Raw genomic sequence first — 21,946 nt, forward strand, 5'->3', positions numbered from 1 at the left:
AATTGGTTGAAAGAAGTTAATTTTTGGTTGAATAACTTCCATTCAAATTAATCAAATCTATACATAAAACACTATTTATAGATGTCATTTCGATGACCAATTTGTACGATCAAAATCGTTATCACTTCATCATCTATATCTGCAATGATCCGATAATTCCCCACTCTATAACGCCATTCGCCACTCCTATTCGCTACTAACCCTTTACCATATTGTCTGGGGTTATCTGTATTGATAAGATTTTTTTCTATCCATGATAGTATCAAAGAAGCTTGAAATTTATCCATTTTTTTCAATGCTTTTTGTGCACCTTTTTCATAACGGACAAGATATTGCTTCCTCATAATCCTAGTTCTCTTTTCATTTCTTCATGCGAGATACTTTCATCAAGACTCTTATGATCTTTCATCGCTTTATTATAGATATCCATATCAATCTGATCTTCTAGCGTTTCTAATAAAGTTGTCCTTGCCAATTCTGAAACGGTCATTCCATTCAAATCAGCCATTGCTAACATAAATGCTTTTTCTTCGTCTGATACACGAAACGTAATATTACTCATACCTTGACACCTCCTGTATACATTTGTATTACATATCTATATCGTAATACAAATGTATACAACTGTCAATAAAATACTGTATTGCCCCCACGTTACTCTTTATATAACAATCCTCGACTATTTGGATAAGTCGGAAATTGATTGAATGGAATCGTCCAGTCTTGTTCTGGCACAGAAAAGGCAAAACGATTCACTAATTGATCGGAAAAAACGCGTAAACTATGCAACGTGATCCATTCACCTGCGCATCGGTGCATTTTTCGGAAGTCACCGCCACCTTGTGCAATCATCTCATACTCTTCTTCATAAGAGATTTTTTTCGCTTTACCAATATACCGTTTGATCAAAAATGCCTCTGGTGAATCCACTGTCCGTTCATCATGATTTGTTCCATACAAATCTAAGATCACCCAACTGTCTTTAGGGATGCGATAGCCGTCTACTTCTACATCTTGCAAAGCAAAGGCGGGTAACATTGGGAAAAATGGGTAATACCGACGCATCTCCTGAATAAAAGGATCTTGCAGTTCCTTAAAATCGTTTTTTAGTTGTTGATAGAGATCTGGTCGGCTGAAAAGAGCATGCCCCATCAACGCCGCCCATACGGTCAATGCCACGGTCGGCCGAATGATATTCAATAATTCTACCGACGCAATATCCAAAGGCAAAAGATTACCTTTAAGGTCAGTCGCATTCGCAAAAGCATAAAGCGCTACATTTTCTTTTCCGGCTACTGGATTTTCTCGTGCTTCTTCCAACAACTCTTGTGCCCATTTTTCTGATTTTTTCCGATTTTCTACACCTTTAAAATGATCGAGTGGCGAAGTGACTGTCCCACTGATCATAGAGATCTGATAATCTGCCAGTTGGTTGATCTCTTCTTCTGAATAATCCGCTAAGTTGATTCCTGACCATTCACAGATGGCGGTAAAAAGTACTTTTTTACTCAGGTCAAATAACTCAAAAGTACCATGTTGTTGTTCCAATTCATGTGCCAATACTCGATCCAATATTTGATGATAGTCTTCCATTCGCTCTGGTGTCATCAAATCCATAAAAATTGCTTTACGGTGATGATGCTCCGCGCCATCTAAAGACTGCACACCGTCCTTTCCAAATAATGTTTTTTGGACCATTTTAGGCATTGCGCCTTCTCGTTTGAAATTTCTTGGATCATAAAAATGTTTCGCTGCCTCTTCTCCATAGATGATCACAGCTTCCTTATTGAATATCTTTGCTTTCACAACAGGTGATTGGGCTTCTTCTCTTAGCTTTCCAAGCATTTTGTAGCCCTCGTTATAGTATTTTTTGATTTCGGTCATTTTGATATCGACCACGGGAATTTCTTGCATATTTTTTGCTCCTCCTAATAAATAACTTTAGATATTATTAGGATACTCCTTGTACAATAAAACTGACAAAAGAAGTGTTTGAGACAAAGCCATACCATTTATTTCTCTTGAGCTGCCTAACCTCGAATAAAAGGCTTCCTCATCACTAATAAGATTTCATTATAACGTTCTGTGACTCTGTCATTCACCTCATTCCTTCGTCTAGCTTTGTAGTCAACTCGTGAAATGCCTCTTTGAACCGCACGTCTTTTCTAGCATGTTTGTAAAAAGACAAAACATAGACATCATAAAATAAATTATAGCTTCTAAAGGAATATTTTACTTGCAACTAAAAGATATAATGGCATTCTAAAGTAGTGAAAGGGACTTCTTTGATCAATTTTTTGTCTGGTATTGCCCAGTAATCAAAGCCATTATCATAGCGGTGGGAAAGTATCTCGTCTATCGTTGTCTGATTTCTCTCATCTCAGTAATACTAACGAACAAAAAATAAAAATGGCTGCCAAAATGAGGGAGAATAAAAAAAGTCTGATTTTGAGAAACTTCATCAAAATCAGACTGATCTTTTTTATTCATTTATCATTTATTTTGAGAATCAATAATGATCGTCACTGGGCCATCATTCACAAGAGAAACCGCCATATCTGCACCAAATTCTCCTGTTTCAACTGTGATTCCTCGTTGTCTTAGCCCTTCGTTAAATGCTTCATATAAAGGAATCGCTGTTTCCGGACGTGCTGCTGCGATAAAACTTGGTCGATTGCCTTTTTTTGTGTCTGCAAAAAGAGTGAATTGAGAAATACTCAACAGCGCTCCTTTGACATCTTCAATACTTAAATTCATTTTTCCTTGTTCATCTTCAAAGATACGCATCTGGGCAATTTTTTTGATCAAATAATCGACGTCTTTTTGCGTATCTGTATCATGAACACCTAGCAAAATCAACAAGCCATGATCGATACGCCCCACTTCTCGTTCGTTGATCGACACAGCTGCTTGACTCACTCGTTGGATCACTGCGCGCAAAGTACTACCTCCTAGCCATTCATCCGGCGTACGCTATATACATCCGGTACAGTCTTGATTTTATCGACAATACTTTTCAAGTGTGACAAGTTACGTATCCCTACTGTCAAATGGATCGTCGCCATTTTGTCTTTATTCGTTCGTGCTTCGACACTGTTTAGATTTTTAGTCATCGCATTCACTGTCTGCAAGACGTCATTTAACATGCCCGAACGATTATAGCCATAGATCTCTAAATCAGCATCATACTCTTTGTTCGTATTTGAAGTGTCTTCCCATTCAACGTCAATCAACCGTTCTTCCACGTTTGGTTTATCCGGTTGGACATTCGGACAGTCTTTGCGATGGATCGAGATACCACGTCCTTTGGTGATATAGCCCACGATGTCATCCCCTGGTACAGGATTGCAACAACGGCTGATCCGGATCAACAAGTTTTCAACACCTTGGATGACGACGCCACCTTCATGACGAACCTTCATTTTTTCAGGCTCTTTTTTAGGTTGATTCATCAACTCTTCTGCTTCTTGTTTTTGTTGCTCGATTTTTTGTTCTTTCCGCTCTTTTTCAGTCAAGCGATTAGCCATCGTCAATGGACTTACTTCGCCATAACCAATCGCAGCATACATATCTTCTTCTGTTTGAAAATTCAAGCGTTCTAATGCGTCGTGTAATTTATTTTTTGAAAGAATCTCCTTTGGTACAAAACCAAGATCCATAATACACTTCACTAAAGCTTCATGGCCCTTCGTCACATTTTCGTCTCGATCTTGCCCTTTGAAGAAACGCTTGATTTTATTTCTCGCTTTACTTGTGGCTACTAATTTCAGCCAATCACGACTTGGTCCAAATGAATTTGGTGAAGTCAGAATCTCGATGATATCACCATTCTTCAATTTGTAATCTAATTGGACCATTTTCCCATTGATTTTGGCACCAGTCGTTTTGTTCCCGATATCTGTATGGATGCTATAAGCAAAGTCTAACGGTCCTGATCCTTTAGGAAGTTCAGTCACATCGCCTTTAGGAGTGAACACATAGACTTTATCACTAAAGATATCGCCTTTCACACCCTCCATGAATTCAGAAGCATCGTAACTTTCATCTTGCAATTCGATGATCTCATGGAACCAACTTAACTGTTTTGTCATCCCATCGGGTTCAACTTTGTCGCCTTTTCCTTCTTTATATGCCCAGTGAGCAGCTACCCCAAACTCAGCGATTTCGTGCATTTCTTGGGTACGGATCTGAATCTCGACAGGGTTGCCAGCTGGTCCGATAACAGTTGTATGCAACGATTGATACATATTCGCTTTAGGCATCGCGATATAATCTTTGAATCTACCTGGCATAGGTTTCCATTTCGTATGGATCGCTCCTAGTACTGCATAACAATCTTTGATCGAATCCACGATCACTCGGATTGCCAGTAGATCATAGATTTCATTGAATTGCTTCTTTTGGTCTTTCATCTTACGGTAAATCGAATAGATGTGTTTCGGGCGACCATAGATCTCTGCAAAAATCCCCAATTCTTCCGTTGCTAAACGGATATCCTCCACTGTACCACTGACATAATTTTCACGTTCTTCTCGTTTTGTTTGCATCAAGTGAACGATTCGATAATATTGCTTTGGATTGAGATAACGCAGCGCCGTATCCTCTAATTCCCATTTGATTCGACTGATCCCTAAACGATGAGCAAGCGGTGCGTATATTTCCAATGTTTCTTGCGCAATGCGTCGTTGTTTATCTTCCCGCAAATGCTTTAACGTACGCATGTTATGTAAACGATCGGCTAACTTCACCATGATTACACGTAAATCTTGAGCCATAGCTAATAACATTTTGCGGTGATTTTCCGCTAGTTGTTCTTCGTGGGATTTGTATTTGATTTTCCCTAACTTCGTCACTCCGTCCACCAACATTGCCACGTCGTTCCCGAAGGCTTCTCTTAAATCTTCTAAGGTTACTTCTGTATCTTCTACCACATCATGTAAAAAACCAGTGGCAACCGTATGGGGGTCCATTCGTAGATCTGCAAGAATCCCTGCAACTTGGATCGGATGGATGATATAAGGTTCTCCTGATTTACGAAATTGTCCCTCATGTGCAGTGGTCGCGTAGTCACATGCTTTTTGCACAAAAGCGACATGTTCAGGTCCCATGTATTGGCTAACCATCTTAATGACATCAGGCCCTGTTAATATTTCTTCTTTTGGCATGGGAAACATCCCCCTTTCTATTCATAATCAAAACAGATATTTTTTGTCGTGAGAAAGCATTTTTTTATAGCTTAGGATTAAATAATTGTTCTTATTATACCGATTGTGTCAATGATTTTCAATTCCGTACAAAAGGCAAAATCCCACTTTCACTTTGAGGGATCAAGAAAATAGGAAAATTCATACATTTGTTTTGTAGAAGATCGTTATCCCTAACGATTAACTCGCCTATTACTTGCTAAGTGCTTGTAATTCAAGTTGGAAACTTGCGGCACTTAACAAATACAATGGCGCAGTTTCTGTTCGTAGGATTCTTGGACCAAGACCACAAAGAATGCCACCTTGTGATTCGAAATGAGCGATTTCTTGAGGTGATAATCCGCCTTCTGGGCCAAACACTGCAAGGATCCGAGTACCTGGTAAAACAGATTGCAGTATTTTGGCTAAATTAGCGGCTTCCCCTTGTTTTGCTGATTCTTCATATGCAACCAGAAGGACATCATACGAACTGAGCGTCTCATAAAATTGCTTTTCTGTCTCCATTAAAGATACTTGCGGTACGACTTGGCGATGCGACTGTTCCGCCGCTTCCTGTGCAATCTTGACCAACCGCTCTTGTCGCTTTTTGCGTTTTTTGGTATCCCATTTAACGACAGAAGCAGCAGCAGGAAATCCCACAAACCCGTGAGCGCCTAGCTCTGTCCCTTTTTGTACGATCCAATCCAACTTATCCCCTTTAGGATATCCGCTAGCAATCGTGATCTTGCAGGGTAATTCTTTTTGAACACTTTCTTTCGCCACTTCGACTAAGAAGACTTCATTCTCCTTCATTTCACTGATTTCTGCAATGATCGCGATCTGGTCGTTAAATGCTAAATAGACCTGATCTTTCACTGCCATTCGCATAACTCTTACCATATGGTGATAGGCTTCACCCTCTATTACAAAACGCTCTTGTGGTCGATAAGGCTCATCTAGAAAATATCGTTGCATTTAATCCACCTCAGGCTTTTTTAGCATAATGGCATACCAATCTTTTTGTTGGAACACTTGATCGACAACAAAACCTTGTTCTTCCATCGCCGTAAGAACCATTTCTTTCTTCTCTTCAATGATTCCAGAAACGATCAACGTCCCAGTTTGTTTTAGTAAACGCCACGCATCAGGAATCATCAACAAAATGATATCTGCCAAAATATTAGCTACGATCACATCGCTCTCGCTCTCGATGCCTTTTAATAGGTCATTGGCTGACACATGCACATCTTTTGCTACTTCATTTAGGTCCATATTTTCTTTTGCTGAACGTACTGCCACTTCATCGAGATCATACGCATAGACTTCTTTTGCCCCTAAATGCTTCGCCGCAATACTCAACACTCCGGAACCAGTACCGACATCTAAAAGCGTTTCTCCACCTCGCAAGGTCGACTCCAGTGCTTGTAATGTCAAAGAAGTCGTTGGATGCGTACCTGTTCCAAACGCCATCCCTGGGTCTAATGTAATGATTTTTTCTAATGGATCAGTCGTTTGATAACTTTCCCAACTTGGTACGACAGTTAGTAGACGTGTGATCCGAACCGGATGATAATATTTTTTCCAAGCCGTTGCCCAATTGCTTTCTTCGACTTCACTCACCGTCACAATGTTCTTACCGATCGCTAATCCAAATTCGGGTAATTTTGTCACACGTTCTTTGATAAAGGGTAAAATTTCCGGTAAAAAGATCGTTTCAGGGAAATAAGCCATCACGATGGCACCCTCTTCAATCGTTGTAAAATCTTCTTTTGTCAGGATTTCTCCATAAGGATCAGATTTAAAATTTTCGACGTCCAATGAATCTTCGATCGCGACACCACTCGCTCCTGCTTCCATTAAAATATTTGCGACTGCTTCAACCGCTTCACTCGCCGTTTCGATTTTGACTTCATTCCATTTCATATACGTTGCTCCTTAATAGCTGGGATAGGGTAGATATACATCTTTTTCATTTTGTTGTTTTTCTTCGACTAAACGTGTGAACACATGGTTGTCCCATTTCAATTCAAAGACAGCCGTTTCGTCTTCTGCATCTAAAAAATCTAAAAGATCACTTTGACCTTGTGCTAATACATCATTCAAGTAGTCAATCAGTGCATCGGCTACAGAACTCGCTAACCCTTTCTTTCCTTCATAAGGGATCACTGCCAGATAATCTTGCTCATCAAATATAGATTTTTCTGGGTTGAATAATAAGACACCATCTTCAAATTCAATGATTTCTTCTTCCGAGACAACACCTTGGGCATCATCTAATTCAAAATGTGCCTGATTTTCTGCAAATAAACGTACCACGATCTCAATCGTATGGTTTTTTGTGTCCCAATCTAACGCCACATCATAGTCTGTGATCTTCTTTTCAATGGCTGTATCAAGGTAATCCAATATTGTTGTTTTCTTCATTTTGTTTCCTCCAACCCCAGTCTTCATCGACTTGGTTCTTTTTTTGTAATGAAAGATACGGATTTCCAGCAACGACAAAACGCAATGGTTTTTCCGTCCATTCTCCTTTATTCGGTATACCGATTCTAGGCAACGCCAATATTTTTTTTGGTAGCCGTTTTTTCTCAAAAACCAAACGCAACGAGCTATCACGAATCGACTGTCCATATAAATCTGGTGATAGACCTAAGGCTGCCACTAATTTCCCTGGACCATTACTAATATCAGGACCCGCCTTCCCTTTGCGATTCAGGCTCATTTGCTCAATCCCCTCCACAGGCTCAATGGCACGGATCATCACTCCTTGTGGTACTCCTTCAGGTTGTGTGATGATATTTAAAATCAAGTGGGTGTGCATCGTGTAGAGATAGATCGTTCCTGGTTCTTCATACATTGCACGCACTCGAGGCGTACGCCGCATACCATAACTGTGAGCAGCCAGATCTTCCGGACCTAAGTAAGCTTCTGCATCTACGATATAGCCCCCTAAGCGCTCATTTGGTGTTTCATATTCCAGATACATTCCTAGTAAATCTTTTGCCACTTCTGCCGTTGTTTTATTTAATAAAAGTTCATCTAATTGTTTTTGATTTGTCATTTGCTTCACCACCTTTATCATACACAATATTAGGCAAAGAAGCTATGAAAAAAGCGGGTCAACGAGTTGGCGATTACCATTGCTGAACTAGAGAAACCTATTTCTAGCTTCTCGCCCTATTCTGACTATTCCTCCGCCTTTTGCGCCCCTTTATCCTATGAGATATGTTATAATAAACGAACGAATAATCTAAAGGAGGCAGACTGATGCAACAACCATTAGCCTATCGGATGCGTCCGAAAAATATCGATGAAGTCGTTGGCCAACGCCATTTAGTTGGTGAAGGTAAAATCATTCGCCGAATGGTTGATGCAGAAATGTTATCTTCCATGATTTTATATGGACCACCCGGCACAGGAAAGACAAGTATCGCTAGTGCCATTGCTGGCTCAACTAATTTTGCCTTTCGGATGTTGAATGCCGCGACCGATTCTAAAAAAGATCTACAAGTTGTCGCCGAAGAAGCTAGAATGAGCGGTACTGTGATTCTTTTACTTGATGAAGTCCATCGATTAGATAAAACAAAGCAAGATTTTTTACTTCCGCATTTAGAAAACGGTCGTATCATCTTGATTGGGGCAACCACTGAAAATCCTTATATCACGATTAATCCAGCAATCCGTAGTCGGACACAGATCTTTGAGGTAAAACCGTTAGACGAAGAAGATATCCAATTAGCAATTCGTCGTGCATTGTCCGATAAAGAAAATGGCTTAGGAGAATCATCGATTAAAATAGATGAAAATGCCTTGCTTCATCTATCTCGTGCCACTAACGGTGATTTGAGAAGCGCACTTAATGGCTTGGAACTTGCTGTACGTTCCACTAAAAAACAAGAAGACGGTACAATTCATCTCACCCTCGCGATTATCGAAGAGTGTATCCAGCGAAAAGCATTGACGCATGATAAAAATGGGGATGCTCACTATGATGTGATCTCCGCATTTCAAAAATCCATTCGTGGGAGCGACGTGGATGCTGCATTACATTACTTGGCGCGTTTAGTCGAAGCTGGGGATTTAGCAAGTATTTGTCGTCGCCTGATGGTGATTGGCTACGAAGATATTGGCTTAGGCAACCCTGCTGCTGCGGCTCGAACAGTCAACGCTGTGCTAGCTGCCGAACGTTTAGGTCTACCAGAAGGTCGTATCCCTTTAGCTGATGCAGTCGTCGATCTTTGCCTTTCACCAAAATCCAATTCTGCCTATACCGCATTAGATACAGCCATTGCAGACATAAGAGCAGGAAAGGCAGGCGAAGTTCCTGATCACTTAAAAGATAGCCATTATCAAGGGGCCAAGTCATTGAATCGAGGTGTAGACTATCAATATCCTCATAGCTACGAAAATGCTTGGGTCGATCAACAATATCTACCTGATAAACTGAAACATACACAGTATTATCAACCTAAAAATACTGGGAAGTACGAACAAGCCTTAGGACAGCAATATCAGCGCATTAAAGAATGGCAGAAAAAAACACAATAACCACCGTCATTGAAAGCGTTCAAAATTATTGAGCGCCCACATTGCTCTTTTTAAATCCATGTGCTACTATAGAAGTGGGAAATCTGTGATGTTCGAATTGTCCTCTTTGTGTGTTGACCGAACATTTTTATTGATATCTTGGGACCTGTCTTGTGTCACAGCTGGTAACATGCCTTATCATTTGGTAGTTCGATGCGACGACCATGGGACCCACCTGCTTGAATTCGCGGGATCAATACTACAGGACAAACAACGGCATTAACGGAGATTACCATTTTTTTACCTATTAAGAGGCAGTACCGATTTATCGGTGCTGCCTCTTTTATGGTATGATTGGTTTTAGAAAAAGTAGGAGTGGATACAATGATTCGTTTATTGATGGCGATTGCCGCCTTATTGCTATTATTTGTCAGTTATTACTTATTTAAAAAACAAACGATTTTTTTCGTTCTTATCGAACAGAATAAAAAGAATCAAGATTTTCTAAGTATTTTCGGTTCGATCTACGCATTTTTAGGACTTCTAGGACTCGTTGTCGTAGCAATCAATCATCGTTTTTTTGCATTACTTTATTTAGTCATCGTAATTGCTGTTGCCTCTGTCTTCAGCATCGGTTTTGCCAAAAAAATGACGAAACCTGACAGTAAATAATTCTCATTTCTTTGAATTTGCTTTACAATAGAATTGTAAACCAAGTATCTTTTTTGAAGGAGTGAATGCTGATGTTACAACAATATAGAAAAATCATGGTTGCGGTCGACGGTTCTGAAGAAGCCGAATTAGCGTTTAAAAAAGCAGTAAACGTTGCTTTAAGAAATAACAGCGAGCTTTTATTAGCTCATGTCATTGACACACGATCTTTCCAAACTGTTTCATCCTTTGATGGCATGTTGGCAGAACAAGCAACAGAAATGGCCAAGCAAACACTAGCCGATTATGAGATGAAAGCTAAAAAAGCTGGATTACATCAAGTGACAACTGTGGTAGAATACGGTTCTCCAAAGCATATCATTGCTAAAGAAATCCCTGAAGACCATGAAGTGGACTTGATCCTTTTAGGTGCAACTGGACTCAACGCAGTCGAACGTCTATTTATCGGTTCTGTTTCAGAATACGTTATTCGCAATGCAGCATGTGATGTTCTAGTCGTACGTACAAACTTAGAAAATCAATTACCAAAAAAAGAAGATAAGTAATTATTTCATAAAAAGCATTGAGAAATAAAAATTTCTCAATGCTTTTTATTAGTTAGATTCTGTCTTTGAACGTAGCATGAGCAATCTTTCTTTGCTGTCTACTGTGCCTTCTGTAACAAGAGTAATTGATTCATACGATAAAGAATTGGTAATAATCACCATTACCGTATCATCATAGCCGGCTTGCTTGAGCTTTTGCTGATCAAATCTTCCCAACAACTGGCCTTTCTTTACCTTATCTCCTACCTGAAATTCTGTCGAAAACCCTTGACCATTTAATTCAACTGTATCAATACCGATATGGATCAAAATTTCTCCACCAGCATCTGTTTTCAACCCATAGGCATGTTTCGATTCATAAACAACAGTCAGTTCACCATCGGCTGGAGCAAATAAAAGTCCTTCCGTTGGTCTGATTGCTATTCCTTTCCCCATCATTTCTTGAGAAAACACAGGGTCATTTACTGCTTGCAGTGATATCAGTTCACCAGAAACAGGAGCGACGATTACTTCTTCTATCACACGTTCCTCCTCTTCTTTTGCATCACTCGGTACATCTGCTGTTTCCGGTTCTTCACTAGCAAGTAGGTATGCATGTTTTTTCCCATAAAGATATGTTGTAGTGAAACCAACGAGTAAACTGATCAGGATACCTATCATGAAAAAAGGAATCTGATTAGGCGTAATTGAAATAAAGCCGATGACGCTGGCGGGACCTAAAGCAATAGCAAGTACATGGAAAAAACCGATGAACATGGAGGAAATCCCGGCAGCAATCATTCCACAAATAAATGGAAACTTTAATTTTAGATTGACACCAAAAATTGCTGGCTCTGTAATTCCTAGTAAAGCAGAGATGCTAGCAGAAGTTGCTAAACTTTTTTGCTTTGTATTTTTAGTCAATAACATGATGGCAAGTGTTGCTGCCCCCTGTCCAACGTTTGCCATTGAAGCAACTGGGAAAATAAATGTTCCTCCCGTTCGAGCCACATCAGCCAATAAAGATGTTTCAATTGCTGGAAAACTTTGATGAAGACCAGTGATCACGATTGGTGAATAGAACAAACCAAAAATCCCTAAACCGATTGCTCCGGTTGTTTGATACAACCAACTCAATCCTGCTGTTAAGCTGTCTCCGACTGTTTGCATCACTGGACCAACCACAACGAATGTCAAAAAACCTGTAATGATAATTGCTAACATCGGTGTAAATGTATAATCAAATGCATTAAGTAAACGTTTATGGAAAAATTTCTCTAAATTCGCCAAAATCCATGAAACAGCTAAAACTGGTAAGACCGATCCTTGGTAACCTGCTTGAGCAATGTTTAACCCAAAAATATTCCAATAAGGCATTGTTCCTTCTGCCACAGCATTTGCTACGCTGTACCCATTGACCAGCTCCGGCATCACCATCGCCATTGCCATTGCTGCTCCTAGATAAGGATTGCCACCAAATCTTCGCGTTGCTGAAAAACCTACTAGGATCGGGAGAAATGCAAATGGAGCAGAAGCCAGTAAATTAATAATGCTAGTCACATCTTTTAAATTAGGATACATCTCAATCACTGATTGTGGTCCGAATAGATCTTGTGCGGTCAAAACATTATTGATTGCCATCAATAACCCACCTGCGACTAAAGCAGGAACAATTGGTACGAATATATCAGACAGTACTTTGATCAAGGACATAAAAGGATTCTGTTTCTTCCCTGATTGTGCTACCGCTTTCAAATCGTCAGTCGATGCTTCTTTTGTACCGGTCAGCTGGATAAGTTCGTCGTAAACATTATTCACATCACCTGCGCCTATAATGATTTGGAATTGATGGTTTGCTTCAAAGGTTCCTTTTACTTCATCAATGGCATCTAGTGCCTTTTGATTCACTTTCGCTTGATCTTTTAATACTAAACGCAAACGAGTTGCACAATGTGCGGCAGCTTGGATATTATTTTCCCCTAGTGCGTCATTGATTTCTTTTGCCACTTTTTTATAATCCACTTTTTGTCCCCCCTATATAATCTAAACATCAATTTTTTGTAACCGTTATCCTAGCTTGAGTATGCCACGACACTTCATAATTGTCAAACGTTTATCAAAAATAAAGCTTATATTTTATAATAAATAACTAGAGAGAATGATAAAACAAACAACAATAATGATATGCGTTTGACATTAATGCTGGTTCGAGCTATTCTATAATAGAATACGTTTACAAGGAGTCGTACTTATGAATAATAATTTTAAATGGACACGTCAACTACGTTATCAAGCTTATCAGGCGTGGCCTCAAGAGTATCAAACACTGTTAAAGGAACAAGTAGCTCATTCTCCTTGGCGTTTGGATTACCACATTCAGCCACCTTCTGGTTTGTTGAACGACCCAAATGGTTTTTCTTTTTTCAACGGCAAATGGCACTTATTTTACCAAGCTTATCCGATGGGCGCTGTTCATGGGTTAAAATCTTGGTACCACTTGACTTCTAAGAATTTAGTCGATTGGCAAGAGGAAGGATTGAAACTTCTACCCAGCACATCATATGATAGTCATGGCGTCTATTCCGGTTCAGCACTTCCGGTTAATGACAAATTATTTTTGGCCTATACAGGCAATGTCCGTGATGAAAATTGGGCACGCACTTCGTATCAGTTGGGTGCATGGATGCAACCTAATGGCGAACTATCCAAATTAACCACCCCACTGATTTCTAAGCCACCTTACGGCTATACACAAGAATTTCGAGATCCTCAAGTGATTTTTTATAAAGACGAATATTTGTTATTGTTGGGTGCACAAAATCAAAATAAACAAGGGGAAATTTTAGTTTACCGTAGTCCCGATCTAGACACTTGGTCTTACGCAGGTCCTTTACAATTTACGCAACAATCGATGGGATTTATGATCGAGTGTCCTAACTTAGTATTCATTGACGGAAAAGCGCTATTGCTCTTTTGTCCACAAGGCTTAGAACAGTCAATTTTGGAGTATCAAAATATATACCCGAATGCTTACATCATCGGAGAAGCCTATGACATCGAAACGAATCAACTTACCCAACCTTCAACCCTTAAAAACCTTGACGAAGGCTTTGATCTTTATGCTACTCAAGCATTCAACGCTCCTGATGGTCGTGCCTTAGCAGTTAGTTGGATCGGGTTGCCTGAAATCAGTTATCCGACTGATCCATTTGGCTGGGCTCATTGTTTAAGTATCGTCAAAGAGTTGACGATTGAAAATGGGACACTCCATCAACGTCCTGTAAAAGAAATGAGTCAATTACGGATTGATCCGCCATGTTCTTTGAATCATTCAGTCTCACAGATAAATACCGAGCAAAATCGCTACGAAATCAACTTAGAGTTTAAAGAAAATCAAAGTGGAAAAATTCATTTATGTAGTGATCCCATGGGAAATAACGGATTGATCCTCTCTTTCGATCGCAGGCATGGTAAAATGAAAATAGATCGTAGCTTATCAGGAGAAGTATTTGCAGAAGATTATGGTGTCACAAGAGAATTTACAATTTCACAAGAACCTTTGTCTTTACAAATCTTTGTTGATATTTCTGTAGTCGAAATCTTTATCAATGACGGTAAACAAACGGCTACTGCCCGAATTTTCCCTTCAAGCGAACAGACCACACTCTTGATCGAATGTGACCATGCCTTCTCAGGAACGCTTTGGAAGTTACGTAAAATGAATGAATAGAGGGTAAGTTAAATGGTTGTTAAATTAACCGATGTAGCCAAAAAGGCTGGAGTCTCACCAACCACTGTATCACGTGTCATCAATAACTACGGCTCATTGAGCCAAAAAACAATCGATAAAGTAAATCAAGCAATGAAAGAATTAAATTATCAACCCAATTCATTGGCTCGTTCTCTTCAAGGAAAAAACACCCAATTGATTGGCTTGATTTTTCCTACAGTTGCCAACCCTTTCTTTGGTGAATTAGTCGAACAATTAGAAAGTAAGCTATTTGATTTAGGATACCGTTCAATATTATGCGATAGTGCAAACAATAAAGAAAAAGAACGAAACTACCTCAACATGTTAGCTGCAAACAAAGTAGATGGTATCCTTGCTGGAGCGCATAATCTGGGTATCCAAGAATACGAAAATATTGAACTACCCATTGTCTCCTTCGACCGCTATTTAGCAGAAGGAATTCCAATTATCAGTAGTGACAATTTACGTGGTGGATACTTAGCTACCGAAAACCTTTATTTAAAAGGTGCCAGAAACATTGCCATCTTAACTGGCTCCCAAGAATCAAATTCACCGACCAATCAACGATTGAATGGATATTTGGCATTTATGGAAGAATTCCAGTTAGAGCCGCACGTGTTTCATTTTCATTCTACTGCCCGCTCAACTGCTTTAAAAAATTTAGAGATCAAACGGATTTTAGAAATGGAAACAATTGATGGTTTATTTTGTACAGACGATTTAACTGCTATTTTAGCCTATAATCTCTGTCAAGAGTTGCATATTAAAATTCCTGAAGAAATAAAAATCATCGGGTATGATGGAACAAAAATGATTCAAAATTATTTCCCACAGCTCTCGACCATCGCACAACCAATTACAGATATTGCTGACATCTTAGTCGACCTAATGCTCCAACGGATCCAAGATCCAGAGAAACCACTTGAATCCAACTATGTGTTGCCAGTGAAATTGATTCAAGGAAGCACGACATGAAACAATCAGCGATTTGAATGAAAGTATATCTTCTATTTTCCTATTACTAGAAGATATACTTTTCTTAGGCGTTGCTTCTAGCTTCGTTCAGCTGATTTAAATTAGGCAAAAAACCAAAAAGAGCTGGACAATGTCCAACTCTTTTTTTAGAACCCTTATGTTAATCTGACTAATTTCTTAGCGTCATCCAAATTAACGCAAGCGTTCTACATCACGTGCAATCATTAATTCTTCATCTGTTGGGATGACTAATACTTTGACTTTTGAGTCTTTTGTTGAGATGTCTAACTCTTCACCACGTAATTTGTTCAATTCTGGATCGATTTCACAACCAAACCATGTCATACCTTTGATCACTTCATTACGCACATGACCATCATTTTCTCCGATACCCGCAGTAAATACGATTGCGTCAACGCCGTTCATTGTTGTTACATAGCCACCAATATATTTACGGATACGGTCAACAAACACATCATAAGCCAAACGGATTTCTTCTTTATCGTAATTGTTTTCAAGGTCACGCATATCACTAGATAGATTTGTTAACCCTAAAAGACCAGATTTTTTGTTTAAGATATCAACCATTTCATTGATATCGATCGATAATTTTTCCATTAGATAAGGTAAGATCGCTGGATCGATATCACCAGAACGAGTACCCATCGTTACACCTGCTAATGGCGTGAAGCCCATTGATGTATCAACAGATTTACCACCGTCAACAGCAGTAATTGAAGCACCATTTCCTAAATGACAAGTAATGATTTTTAAGTCTTCGATTGGTTTACCTAACATGTCTGCCGCACGTTCAGAAACATAACGGTGACTTGTTCCGTGGAACCCATATTTTCTCACTTTAAAATCTTCATAGTAAGCGATTGGTAAGCTGTACAAGTAATTGTGTTTTGGCATAGTCGCATGGAAAGACGTGTCAAAGACAGCTACACTTTGGATATCTGGCAAAATTTTCTTAAATGCTTTGATTCCCATTAAGTTGGCAGGATTATGCAATGGCGCAAATTCTGCTAATTCTTGGATGCGTGCCATTACTTCTTCATCGATGACTACAGAGTCACCATAAGTTTCTCCACCGTGAACGACACGATGTCCGACACCTGTGATTTCATCATATGCGCCTAAAATATTTAATTCGATCAATTGGTCTAATAACATTTTTACAGCAACTTCATGATCATCAATATCTAAGATTTGTTCAAATTTTTGGCCTTCACCATATTTGATTGTAAAAATTGAATCATTTAATCCAATTCTTTCAACGATTCCTTTAGCGACTACAGTTTCTTCTGGCATTTGGTATAACTGCCATTTTAAACTTGAACTTCCAGCATTGATTGCAATTGTTTTTGACATGTTACTCTCCTTTTTGGTAAATAGTTATAAGGAAGCTGATTTCCAGTTTTTAAATTCGTTAAAAAACTTCGTCACCTTCTCTGGCTCTTTTAGTGAATCAAGTTTAACAAGCAGTACTTCCTTGGTTTGTTTTGCTTGTTTGCCTTTTTTCTGTAAAATCAAAATACTTTTTTGTGATTGCTTATTTCGGAACAACTCATCCGGCAATTGGATCATACCTTGAAGATAGCCTTCTTCTTTAAACCATTTTTTAATGTCCTCGCTTTGCTCTGTCTCCAAGAAATTGCTTGGCATCAAGAATAAACCGAAACCATCTGGCTTGACGTATTTCATTGCCTGTTCCAATAAAAGATGATGAGCATAACTGTGACCTTCTGTCGCGCTTGTCAAAAAGTCTTGCGCTTTTTGATCATTCGGATAAAAGCCGATTGGCAAGTCACTGATAGCGACATCAACTGGTTCGATCAATAATTCTTGTAATCCATCTTGGTGAAAGTATTGAACACTCGCTTGCGCCAACTCACTTGTAGAAGCCGCGACAGAGAGTAGTGTATCATCGATATCCACACCAAAACCTTCTGTATGGTATCCAGCAATGTTTAGGTTTAAAAGAACTGTTAATAACAAATTGCCCATTCCTGCTGAAATATCCAAGACACCGATTTTTCCTTTATGATCAGGGAATAGTTGTTCGATCAAGAAAACAAACAAGAAACCAATACTATCTGGTGTCAATTGATGGTTTGCTTGTAAGTGCTCGGTTTGACTTCCCTTTAACAAAAGCAACTGCGATAAACGACGCCACTCTTCCGGTTCAAATGATAATTCACTCAGTTTTTGATAAAGTTCTGAGATCTGTTGGGTTGTCTTTTCATTTGGTACACCATCTACTACACGTACTTGATAGTTGTCTCTTAAATTTTCGGCATTTTCAACATAAGCTTCTAAAAAAGAAGTTCCCAATGCGTTTTGTAAAAGCTGAATAGCTTCCAGGTTTTGCTCAAACCCTTGTTCCATTTTTTCTGGTAACATCGTGCGCCTCATTTCTAGATATATTATAACAATTATTTTACCTGTTTAATTCTAACGAACAATCACTAAAATTTCAATCGTTTTCATCCTTTTTCTTTGTGAAATAGCGAACATTCAACACCTTCAAAACAGCTGTATTATAGAAAAGAACGGTTATTGCTTTGGAACCTCTTAATCTGTAGTATTTTCTGTATCAATGATTCGCTCTGTAAATTCAAATTGGAAAGGTGAAACAGTTATTACTAGCTCCACTAGGTCCTGTTTGACTGTATACTGGACCGTACCTACATTGTAATCATACTCCCCTTTGCCTTGCTCTTCCAACTGATTGGATTCCATCAGAAACATTTGCTTGATGATCTTTGCTTGGTAATATTTTTTTATGCGTAAATAACTGTCTATTTTTAGACGATAACTTTCAAGTAATCCTTGCATGAAGAATATACATAATAGAAAAAGAGCCAAGCTCGAAAACAACACATTTCCTTTTAACCGCTTATGTTTTTTGCTTTGTCCAAATACCATACTTGTTATCTCCATTCATAAATTCAACATGCAGTAAAATCACTCGATCTTCTTCTTTGAATTGGACATGCTTAACACCTGTCAGCATAGGCTGATGGCCACCAGCAGTTCCACGTTTTCTGATCATTTGCTGATAGCCTTCTATGACGAACGTTTTCTCGTTTTCATAATATAAGCGATTCTCAATGATCGAAATACTTTGACTTGAAGCAAGTTCGTTTTCGAATTGAGCTAAGAAAATTAACCATTCTGTTTGTTCGTCTTTTTGAAAAAATGTATTCAACTTTTCGCTTTGTCGAATAAAGAGACCAAATGATAAAAGAATCGTATTTAGAATAAGTAATGCAATCAGACATTCAATCATTGTAAAAGCAGATACTTTATTTCTTCCGTTCAATGGCGATCACTTCATTTCCATCATTGATTGAAACTTTTCTTATTCTCTGGCTTTGCGTATCGATTACTGTAGTTCCCCGCTCCCACTCTGCTGGTCTTGTCGGCAACTCTCCATATCTACGATAGTTTCTCACGTCTTCATACAATGTCCTCAATAGAAGAATTTCTCGGTCTTTGGTTTGTTCTTGTTGGATCAAGAACAAATTACCAGAACTCATAATATAAATACTCATGGCTGTGATCATTAGCGCGGTTAATGATTCAAGCAGTACAAAGCTAGCTAGATTGGATTCTTTTGATATAACGACCACCTCCTAGTTGGAATTGGTAAATGATTCTTTGTTTCTTTTCTGGCCAATAAAATTCATACGCCTTCAACGAGCTTTCGTTCCCTGTCTTCGCAGCATAAGTAATCGGTGCATGACGTTGGATGGTCAAAGCTTCAGGGATCGGCAACACTTGCCACTCCATTGATGAGTAAGGAGGCACCTCAAATAAAAGACTATGACGCTTTGGATCATAATAAAAAAGAGTAACTTGTTGATGGATAATAGCACTTTGTTGTACGAGATCGATCCTTTTTTCTAGCTGATCAAAAAAACGATGGATCGATTGTTCTTTTTCTAAAGAATGGAATGAGAGGACAGGAAAGATAAAGAAAGCAAGGGAGACAATCAAGACAATAATCGTTTCTGCTAAAGTGTAAGCTTCGGTGAGGTATTTATTAGTTCTTGCGATACGCATCGGCATGTTCCTGTTTGATGTATCCTTCTCGTAATAGTTCATCAATACTTGGGATCTTTCCATCATTTTGTAATGCGTAAAGTTCACTTTGAGCATCAATCAGTTGCATAACTGCTTCACGACCTTCCTTATTGACATGATCACGATAACGAGAAATATTGGGGATAAATAGTAAAACTAACGCACTAATGACGAGTAAGACGATCAACATTTCAATCAGTGTAAAACCTTTTAGACGAGCCATTCTTTTTCTATTCTTCATTTTAGAACCTCCTCGATATTTCCATATACTGGCAACAAGATAGCCACATAAATCAGCAAAATCAATACAGCAATCCCTAAAAAAAGGACTGGTTGGACCCAGTGCAACCAACGATGGATTTTTTGAAAAAATTCTTTACGTGTCAAATCACTGTAAAACAATAATTCTTTACCTAAATTTCCTTTGGCTTCTCCTTGTAGTACGATTCGACTAAACTCGGTCGTCAAAAAACCGTATTGCTCAAATTGTTGCGCCAAAGGAATACCTAGTTCGAGCCCTTCCATTAATTGATACGCTAAAGACTGAACCAAACTTCCTTCTTTAGTTTCTTTCAAACAGCGAATAATTTGTTTCAAGTCGAGGCCTTCATAAAATAGTTTGCCTATTTCTAGTGCTAGATAAGCTGATTGATAGGAACGATAGATCTTTCCTATCATCCATTGCTTACTTATCCACTCACTTCTCTTGACAACTTCCAACTTTTTCAAGCGAAAAAAAATCATTGAACCACAAAAAATACTACTACCAACGGCACCTAAGAATAGCCAAGGACTTGTTTGAAGCAATCGAATCCCCCAATGTGTCGTGGTGACCATGTCGGTCTGAAGCAATTGTGGCAAGACGAACTCACTTAGACTGACTAAAATGCCGACTAAAAAGACCAACAATACCAGTGGATAGCTGATGACCTTTTTTAAGTCTCTTCGAAATTGTTCAATCAATCGAAATTGTTCAGCGATGCCCTTTAAAGTTTCGACTAAATTTCCATGGACTTCTGCCAGTTCCACCTGTACGAGTTGCTCTTGCTTAAATCCCAATTGCTGAAGGACAAAATGAAAAGATTCGCCAGCTTGAAGATTTCTTTTAGCGAAATGGACATAAACTTGTGGTATCAGTTGCAGTAATTCCAATAAATCAATTGCTTGCTGTAAACTAAAGCCATTCAAGAGTAACTCACCGATCGTTTGGATAAAACGAGTTTGTTGTTTGTGATCCATCTTTTTAAAATGGATAGGATTGCCAAACATTTTTTTGTGCCTCTTCATAGCTAGCTCTCCATTCTTTTCTTTCGATTTCATTGTCAGAAAAACAATAAGACCACAATGCTGTCAGTTGTTCATTAAAATCAGGCAGCAACTCTTGATAGATAACGCCGGACAAACATTCGTCAAATCCATCGTTTCTCGTTAGTTCTTTCATCCTTGCCACAGTCCCCTTGAGATCTCGTGCATGGACGGTAGCAAATACACGATGGCCCGTCAACGCTGCCCGAATCGCTGCATCTGCTGTCTTCTTATCTCTGATTTCACCGACAATCAATAAATCAGGACGATGACGTAAGGCTAGTTTTAATAGCTGATCATAAGTCTGATCGATTTTTTCATTGACTTGTAACTGTAAAAACAATGGCTCTTCAATTTCTACTGGGTCCTCGATCGTGATCACTTGTTCCTCATTCCTACGAGCAAGGTGATACATCAATGACGTTTTACCAGAACCGACCGGTCCACTAAACAAAAACAATCCACGGTTGTTCGTACTCCGCTCAATAACTTGCAAGTCTTTGGGGACAAAACAGCGAAAACTTTTTTCATTCAATGCATAGAGTATCCGGATGACTAAGCTCTCTCTTTGTAAATAATCACCTACGGACGAGAGTCTTAATCTTATCATTCGTTGATCCACTAAATAAGTCAGTGAGCCTAGTTGTGCTTTTCTTCTTTCACCGATATCCATTTGTCCCAGGTACTTAAAACTAGCGATCAATTGTTGTCCAATCTCAAGGGAGATCGATTTTTGGAATGTTCGTCTTTTACCTGTACGAAAATAAACCTTAAAATCTTCTACATATGGCAAAATATAGATATCTTGCACTTTATTTTTAGCTCCTCCATAAATGATCTCATTTGCTAAATCTTTTATCTTCATTTCTTTGCCCTCCAAGAAAATATACGTCTTTTTAAGATGAATCGTTTATTTT

24 protein-coding genes and 1 other RNA gene are annotated in these 21,946 nt (G+C 38.8%); 6 read left to right on the forward strand and 19 right to left on the reverse strand.

Translation table 11 applies throughout. The features are described from left to right. Positions 1 to 71 precede the first annotated feature (71 nt). From IGK01_RS12360 to IGK01_RS12400, 9 genes are all read right to left on the reverse strand, one after another. Entirely contained in the window at positions 72 to 344 is a 273-nt protein-coding gene (locus tag IGK01_RS12360) for a type II toxin-antitoxin system RelE family toxin (protein ID WP_010734226.1), read from the reverse strand. Beyond that, positions 341 to 562 (reverse strand): type II toxin-antitoxin system RelB family antitoxin, encoded by a 222-nt coding sequence (relB, locus tag IGK01_RS12365; protein WP_010734225.1) that lies wholly within the window; start codon positions 560 to 562, stop codon positions 341 to 343. The genes IGK01_RS12360 and relB overlap by 4 nt, the downstream gene beginning before the upstream one ends. 92 nt (positions 563 to 654) lie before the next feature. Next, on the reverse strand, positions 655 to 1,914 hold the full coding sequence (locus IGK01_RS12370; protein ID WP_010734224.1) for a cytochrome P450: 1,260 nt from the start codon (positions 1,912 to 1,914) through the stop codon (positions 655 to 657). 579 nt (positions 1,915 to 2,493) lie between these two features. Then, on the reverse strand, positions 2,494 to 2,940 hold the full coding sequence (gene dtd / locus IGK01_RS12375) for a D-aminoacyl-tRNA deacylase (protein WP_010734223.1): 447 nt from the start codon (positions 2,938 to 2,940) through the stop codon (positions 2,494 to 2,496). 11 nt (positions 2,941 to 2,951) lie between these two features. Then, entirely contained in the window at positions 2,952 to 5,165 is a 2,214-nt protein-coding gene (locus tag IGK01_RS12380; RefSeq protein WP_010734222.1) for a RelA/SpoT family protein, read from the reverse strand. Positions 5,166 to 5,396: 231 nt separating this feature from the next. Next, positions 5,397 to 6,158 (reverse strand): 16S rRNA (uracil(1498)-N(3))-methyltransferase, encoded by a 762-nt coding sequence (locus tag IGK01_RS12385; protein WP_375152521.1) that lies wholly within the window; start codon positions 6,156 to 6,158, stop codon positions 5,397 to 5,399. Further along, positions 6,159 to 7,106 (reverse strand): 50S ribosomal protein L11 methyltransferase, encoded by a 948-nt coding sequence (prmA, locus tag IGK01_RS12390; protein WP_010734220.1) that lies wholly within the window; start codon positions 7,104 to 7,106, stop codon positions 6,159 to 6,161. A gap of 12 nt (positions 7,107 to 7,118) precedes the next feature. Beyond that, a complete protein-coding gene (locus tag IGK01_RS12395) occupies positions 7,119 to 7,607 on the reverse strand; it encodes a DUF3013 family protein (RefSeq protein WP_010734219.1) in 489 nt (162 codons plus the stop codon). Continuing rightward, positions 7,576 to 8,244: a DNA-3-methyladenine glycosylase gene (locus IGK01_RS12400; protein ID WP_438840797.1), complete on the reverse strand. Its 669-nt coding sequence runs from the start codon at positions 8,242 to 8,244 to the stop codon at positions 7,576 to 7,578. Before IGK01_RS12400 ends, IGK01_RS12395 begins: the two co-directional genes overlap by 32 nt. 206 nt (positions 8,245 to 8,450) lie before the next feature. Here IGK01_RS12400 and IGK01_RS12405 point away from each other — a divergent pair, with 206 nt between their 5' ends. The 4 genes from IGK01_RS12405 (at position 8,451) to IGK01_RS12420 (ending at position 10,927) form a co-directional block, all read left to right on the forward strand. Next, positions 8,451 to 9,731 (forward strand): replication-associated recombination protein A, encoded by a 1,281-nt coding sequence (locus tag IGK01_RS12405; RefSeq protein ID WP_438840798.1) that lies wholly within the window; start codon positions 8,451 to 8,453, stop codon positions 9,729 to 9,731. Between the two features lie 77 nt (positions 9,732 to 9,808). Beyond that, positions 9,809 to 10,003, forward strand: a non-coding RNA gene (gene ssrS / locus IGK01_RS12410) — 6S RNA. 91 nt (positions 10,004 to 10,094) lie between these two features. Next, on the forward strand, positions 10,095 to 10,382 hold the full coding sequence (locus IGK01_RS12415) for a hypothetical protein (protein WP_010734216.1): 288 nt from the start codon (positions 10,095 to 10,097) through the stop codon (positions 10,380 to 10,382). Positions 10,383 to 10,453: 71 nt separating this feature from the next. Further along, complete coding sequence (locus IGK01_RS12420; protein WP_010734215.1) at positions 10,454 to 10,927, forward strand: universal stress protein; 474 nt, start codon at positions 10,454 to 10,456, stop codon at positions 10,925 to 10,927. A gap of 48 nt (positions 10,928 to 10,975) precedes the next feature. Here IGK01_RS12420 and IGK01_RS12425 read toward each other — a convergent pair whose 3' ends face one another. Continuing rightward, a complete protein-coding gene (locus tag IGK01_RS12425; protein ID WP_023520431.1) occupies positions 10,976 to 12,928 on the reverse strand; it encodes a sucrose-specific PTS transporter subunit IIBC in 1,953 nt (650 codons plus the stop codon). Positions 12,929 to 13,157: 229 nt separating this feature from the next. Here IGK01_RS12425 and IGK01_RS12430 point away from each other — a divergent pair, with 229 nt between their 5' ends. Continuing rightward, positions 13,158 to 14,636, forward strand: coding sequence for a sucrose-6-phosphate hydrolase (locus IGK01_RS12430; protein ID WP_137072871.1), 1,479 nt, complete (start codon positions 13,158 to 13,160; stop codon positions 14,634 to 14,636). A gap of 12 nt (positions 14,637 to 14,648) precedes the next feature. Further along, positions 14,649 to 15,632: a LacI family DNA-binding transcriptional regulator gene (locus IGK01_RS12435; RefSeq protein WP_010734212.1), complete on the forward strand. Its 984-nt coding sequence runs from the start codon at positions 14,649 to 14,651 to the stop codon at positions 15,630 to 15,632. Positions 15,633 to 15,824: 192 nt separating this feature from the next. Here IGK01_RS12435 and IGK01_RS12440 read toward each other — a convergent pair whose 3' ends face one another. The 9 genes from IGK01_RS12440 to comGA all read right to left on the reverse strand — a co-directional run bounded on the left by IGK01_RS12440 (position 15,825) and on the right by comGA (position 21,894). Further along, positions 15,825 to 17,006, reverse strand: coding sequence for an acetate/propionate family kinase (locus IGK01_RS12440; protein WP_062806107.1), 1,182 nt, complete (start codon positions 17,004 to 17,006; stop codon positions 15,825 to 15,827). Positions 17,007 to 17,030: 24 nt separating this feature from the next. Continuing rightward, positions 17,031 to 18,038 (reverse strand): class I SAM-dependent methyltransferase, encoded by a 1,008-nt coding sequence (locus IGK01_RS12445; RefSeq protein WP_224434269.1) that lies wholly within the window; start codon positions 18,036 to 18,038, stop codon positions 17,031 to 17,033. Positions 18,039 to 18,209: 171 nt separating this feature from the next. Continuing rightward, positions 18,210 to 18,563 (reverse strand): competence type IV pilus minor pilin ComGG, encoded by a 354-nt coding sequence (gene comGG / locus IGK01_RS12450; RefSeq protein WP_010734202.1) that lies wholly within the window; start codon positions 18,561 to 18,563, stop codon positions 18,210 to 18,212. After that, a complete protein-coding gene (comGF, locus tag IGK01_RS12455) occupies positions 18,535 to 18,960 on the reverse strand; it encodes a competence type IV pilus minor pilin ComGF (protein ID WP_409173623.1) in 426 nt (141 codons plus the stop codon). The genes comGG and comGF overlap by 29 nt, the downstream gene beginning before the upstream one ends. Beyond that, positions 18,944 to 19,177 carry a hypothetical protein gene (locus IGK01_RS12460; RefSeq protein ID WP_016250009.1) on the reverse strand — a complete coding sequence of 78 codons (234 nt, stop codon included), beginning with the start codon at positions 19,175 to 19,177 and terminating at the stop codon, positions 18,944 to 18,946. Before IGK01_RS12460 ends, comGF begins: the two co-directional genes overlap by 17 nt. Positions 19,178 to 19,235: 58 nt before the next feature. Continuing rightward, positions 19,236 to 19,703: a competence type IV pilus minor pilin ComGD gene (gene comGD, locus IGK01_RS12465; RefSeq protein WP_409173625.1), complete on the reverse strand. Its 468-nt coding sequence runs from the start codon at positions 19,701 to 19,703 to the stop codon at positions 19,236 to 19,238. Then, positions 19,684 to 19,965: a competence type IV pilus major pilin ComGC gene (gene comGC / locus IGK01_RS12470; RefSeq protein WP_010734198.1), complete on the reverse strand. Its 282-nt coding sequence runs from the start codon at positions 19,963 to 19,965 to the stop codon at positions 19,684 to 19,686. The genes comGD and comGC overlap by 20 nt, the downstream gene beginning before the upstream one ends. Further along, complete coding sequence (comGB, locus tag IGK01_RS12475; protein ID WP_051377627.1) at positions 19,962 to 21,011, reverse strand: competence type IV pilus assembly protein ComGB; 1,050 nt, start codon at positions 21,009 to 21,011, stop codon at positions 19,962 to 19,964. The genes comGC and comGB overlap by 4 nt, the downstream gene beginning before the upstream one ends. Further along, positions 20,968 to 21,894 (reverse strand): competence type IV pilus ATPase ComGA, encoded by a 927-nt coding sequence (comGA, locus tag IGK01_RS12480; protein WP_062806102.1) that lies wholly within the window; start codon positions 21,892 to 21,894, stop codon positions 20,968 to 20,970. Before comGA ends, comGB begins: the two co-directional genes overlap by 44 nt. Between the last annotated feature and the right edge of the window lie 52 nt (positions 21,895 to 21,946).

This window comes from Enterococcus sp. AZ080 (assembly GCF_051714945.1).
Lineage (GTDB): Bacteria > Bacillota > Bacilli > Lactobacillales > Enterococcaceae > Enterococcus_B > Enterococcus_B pernyi.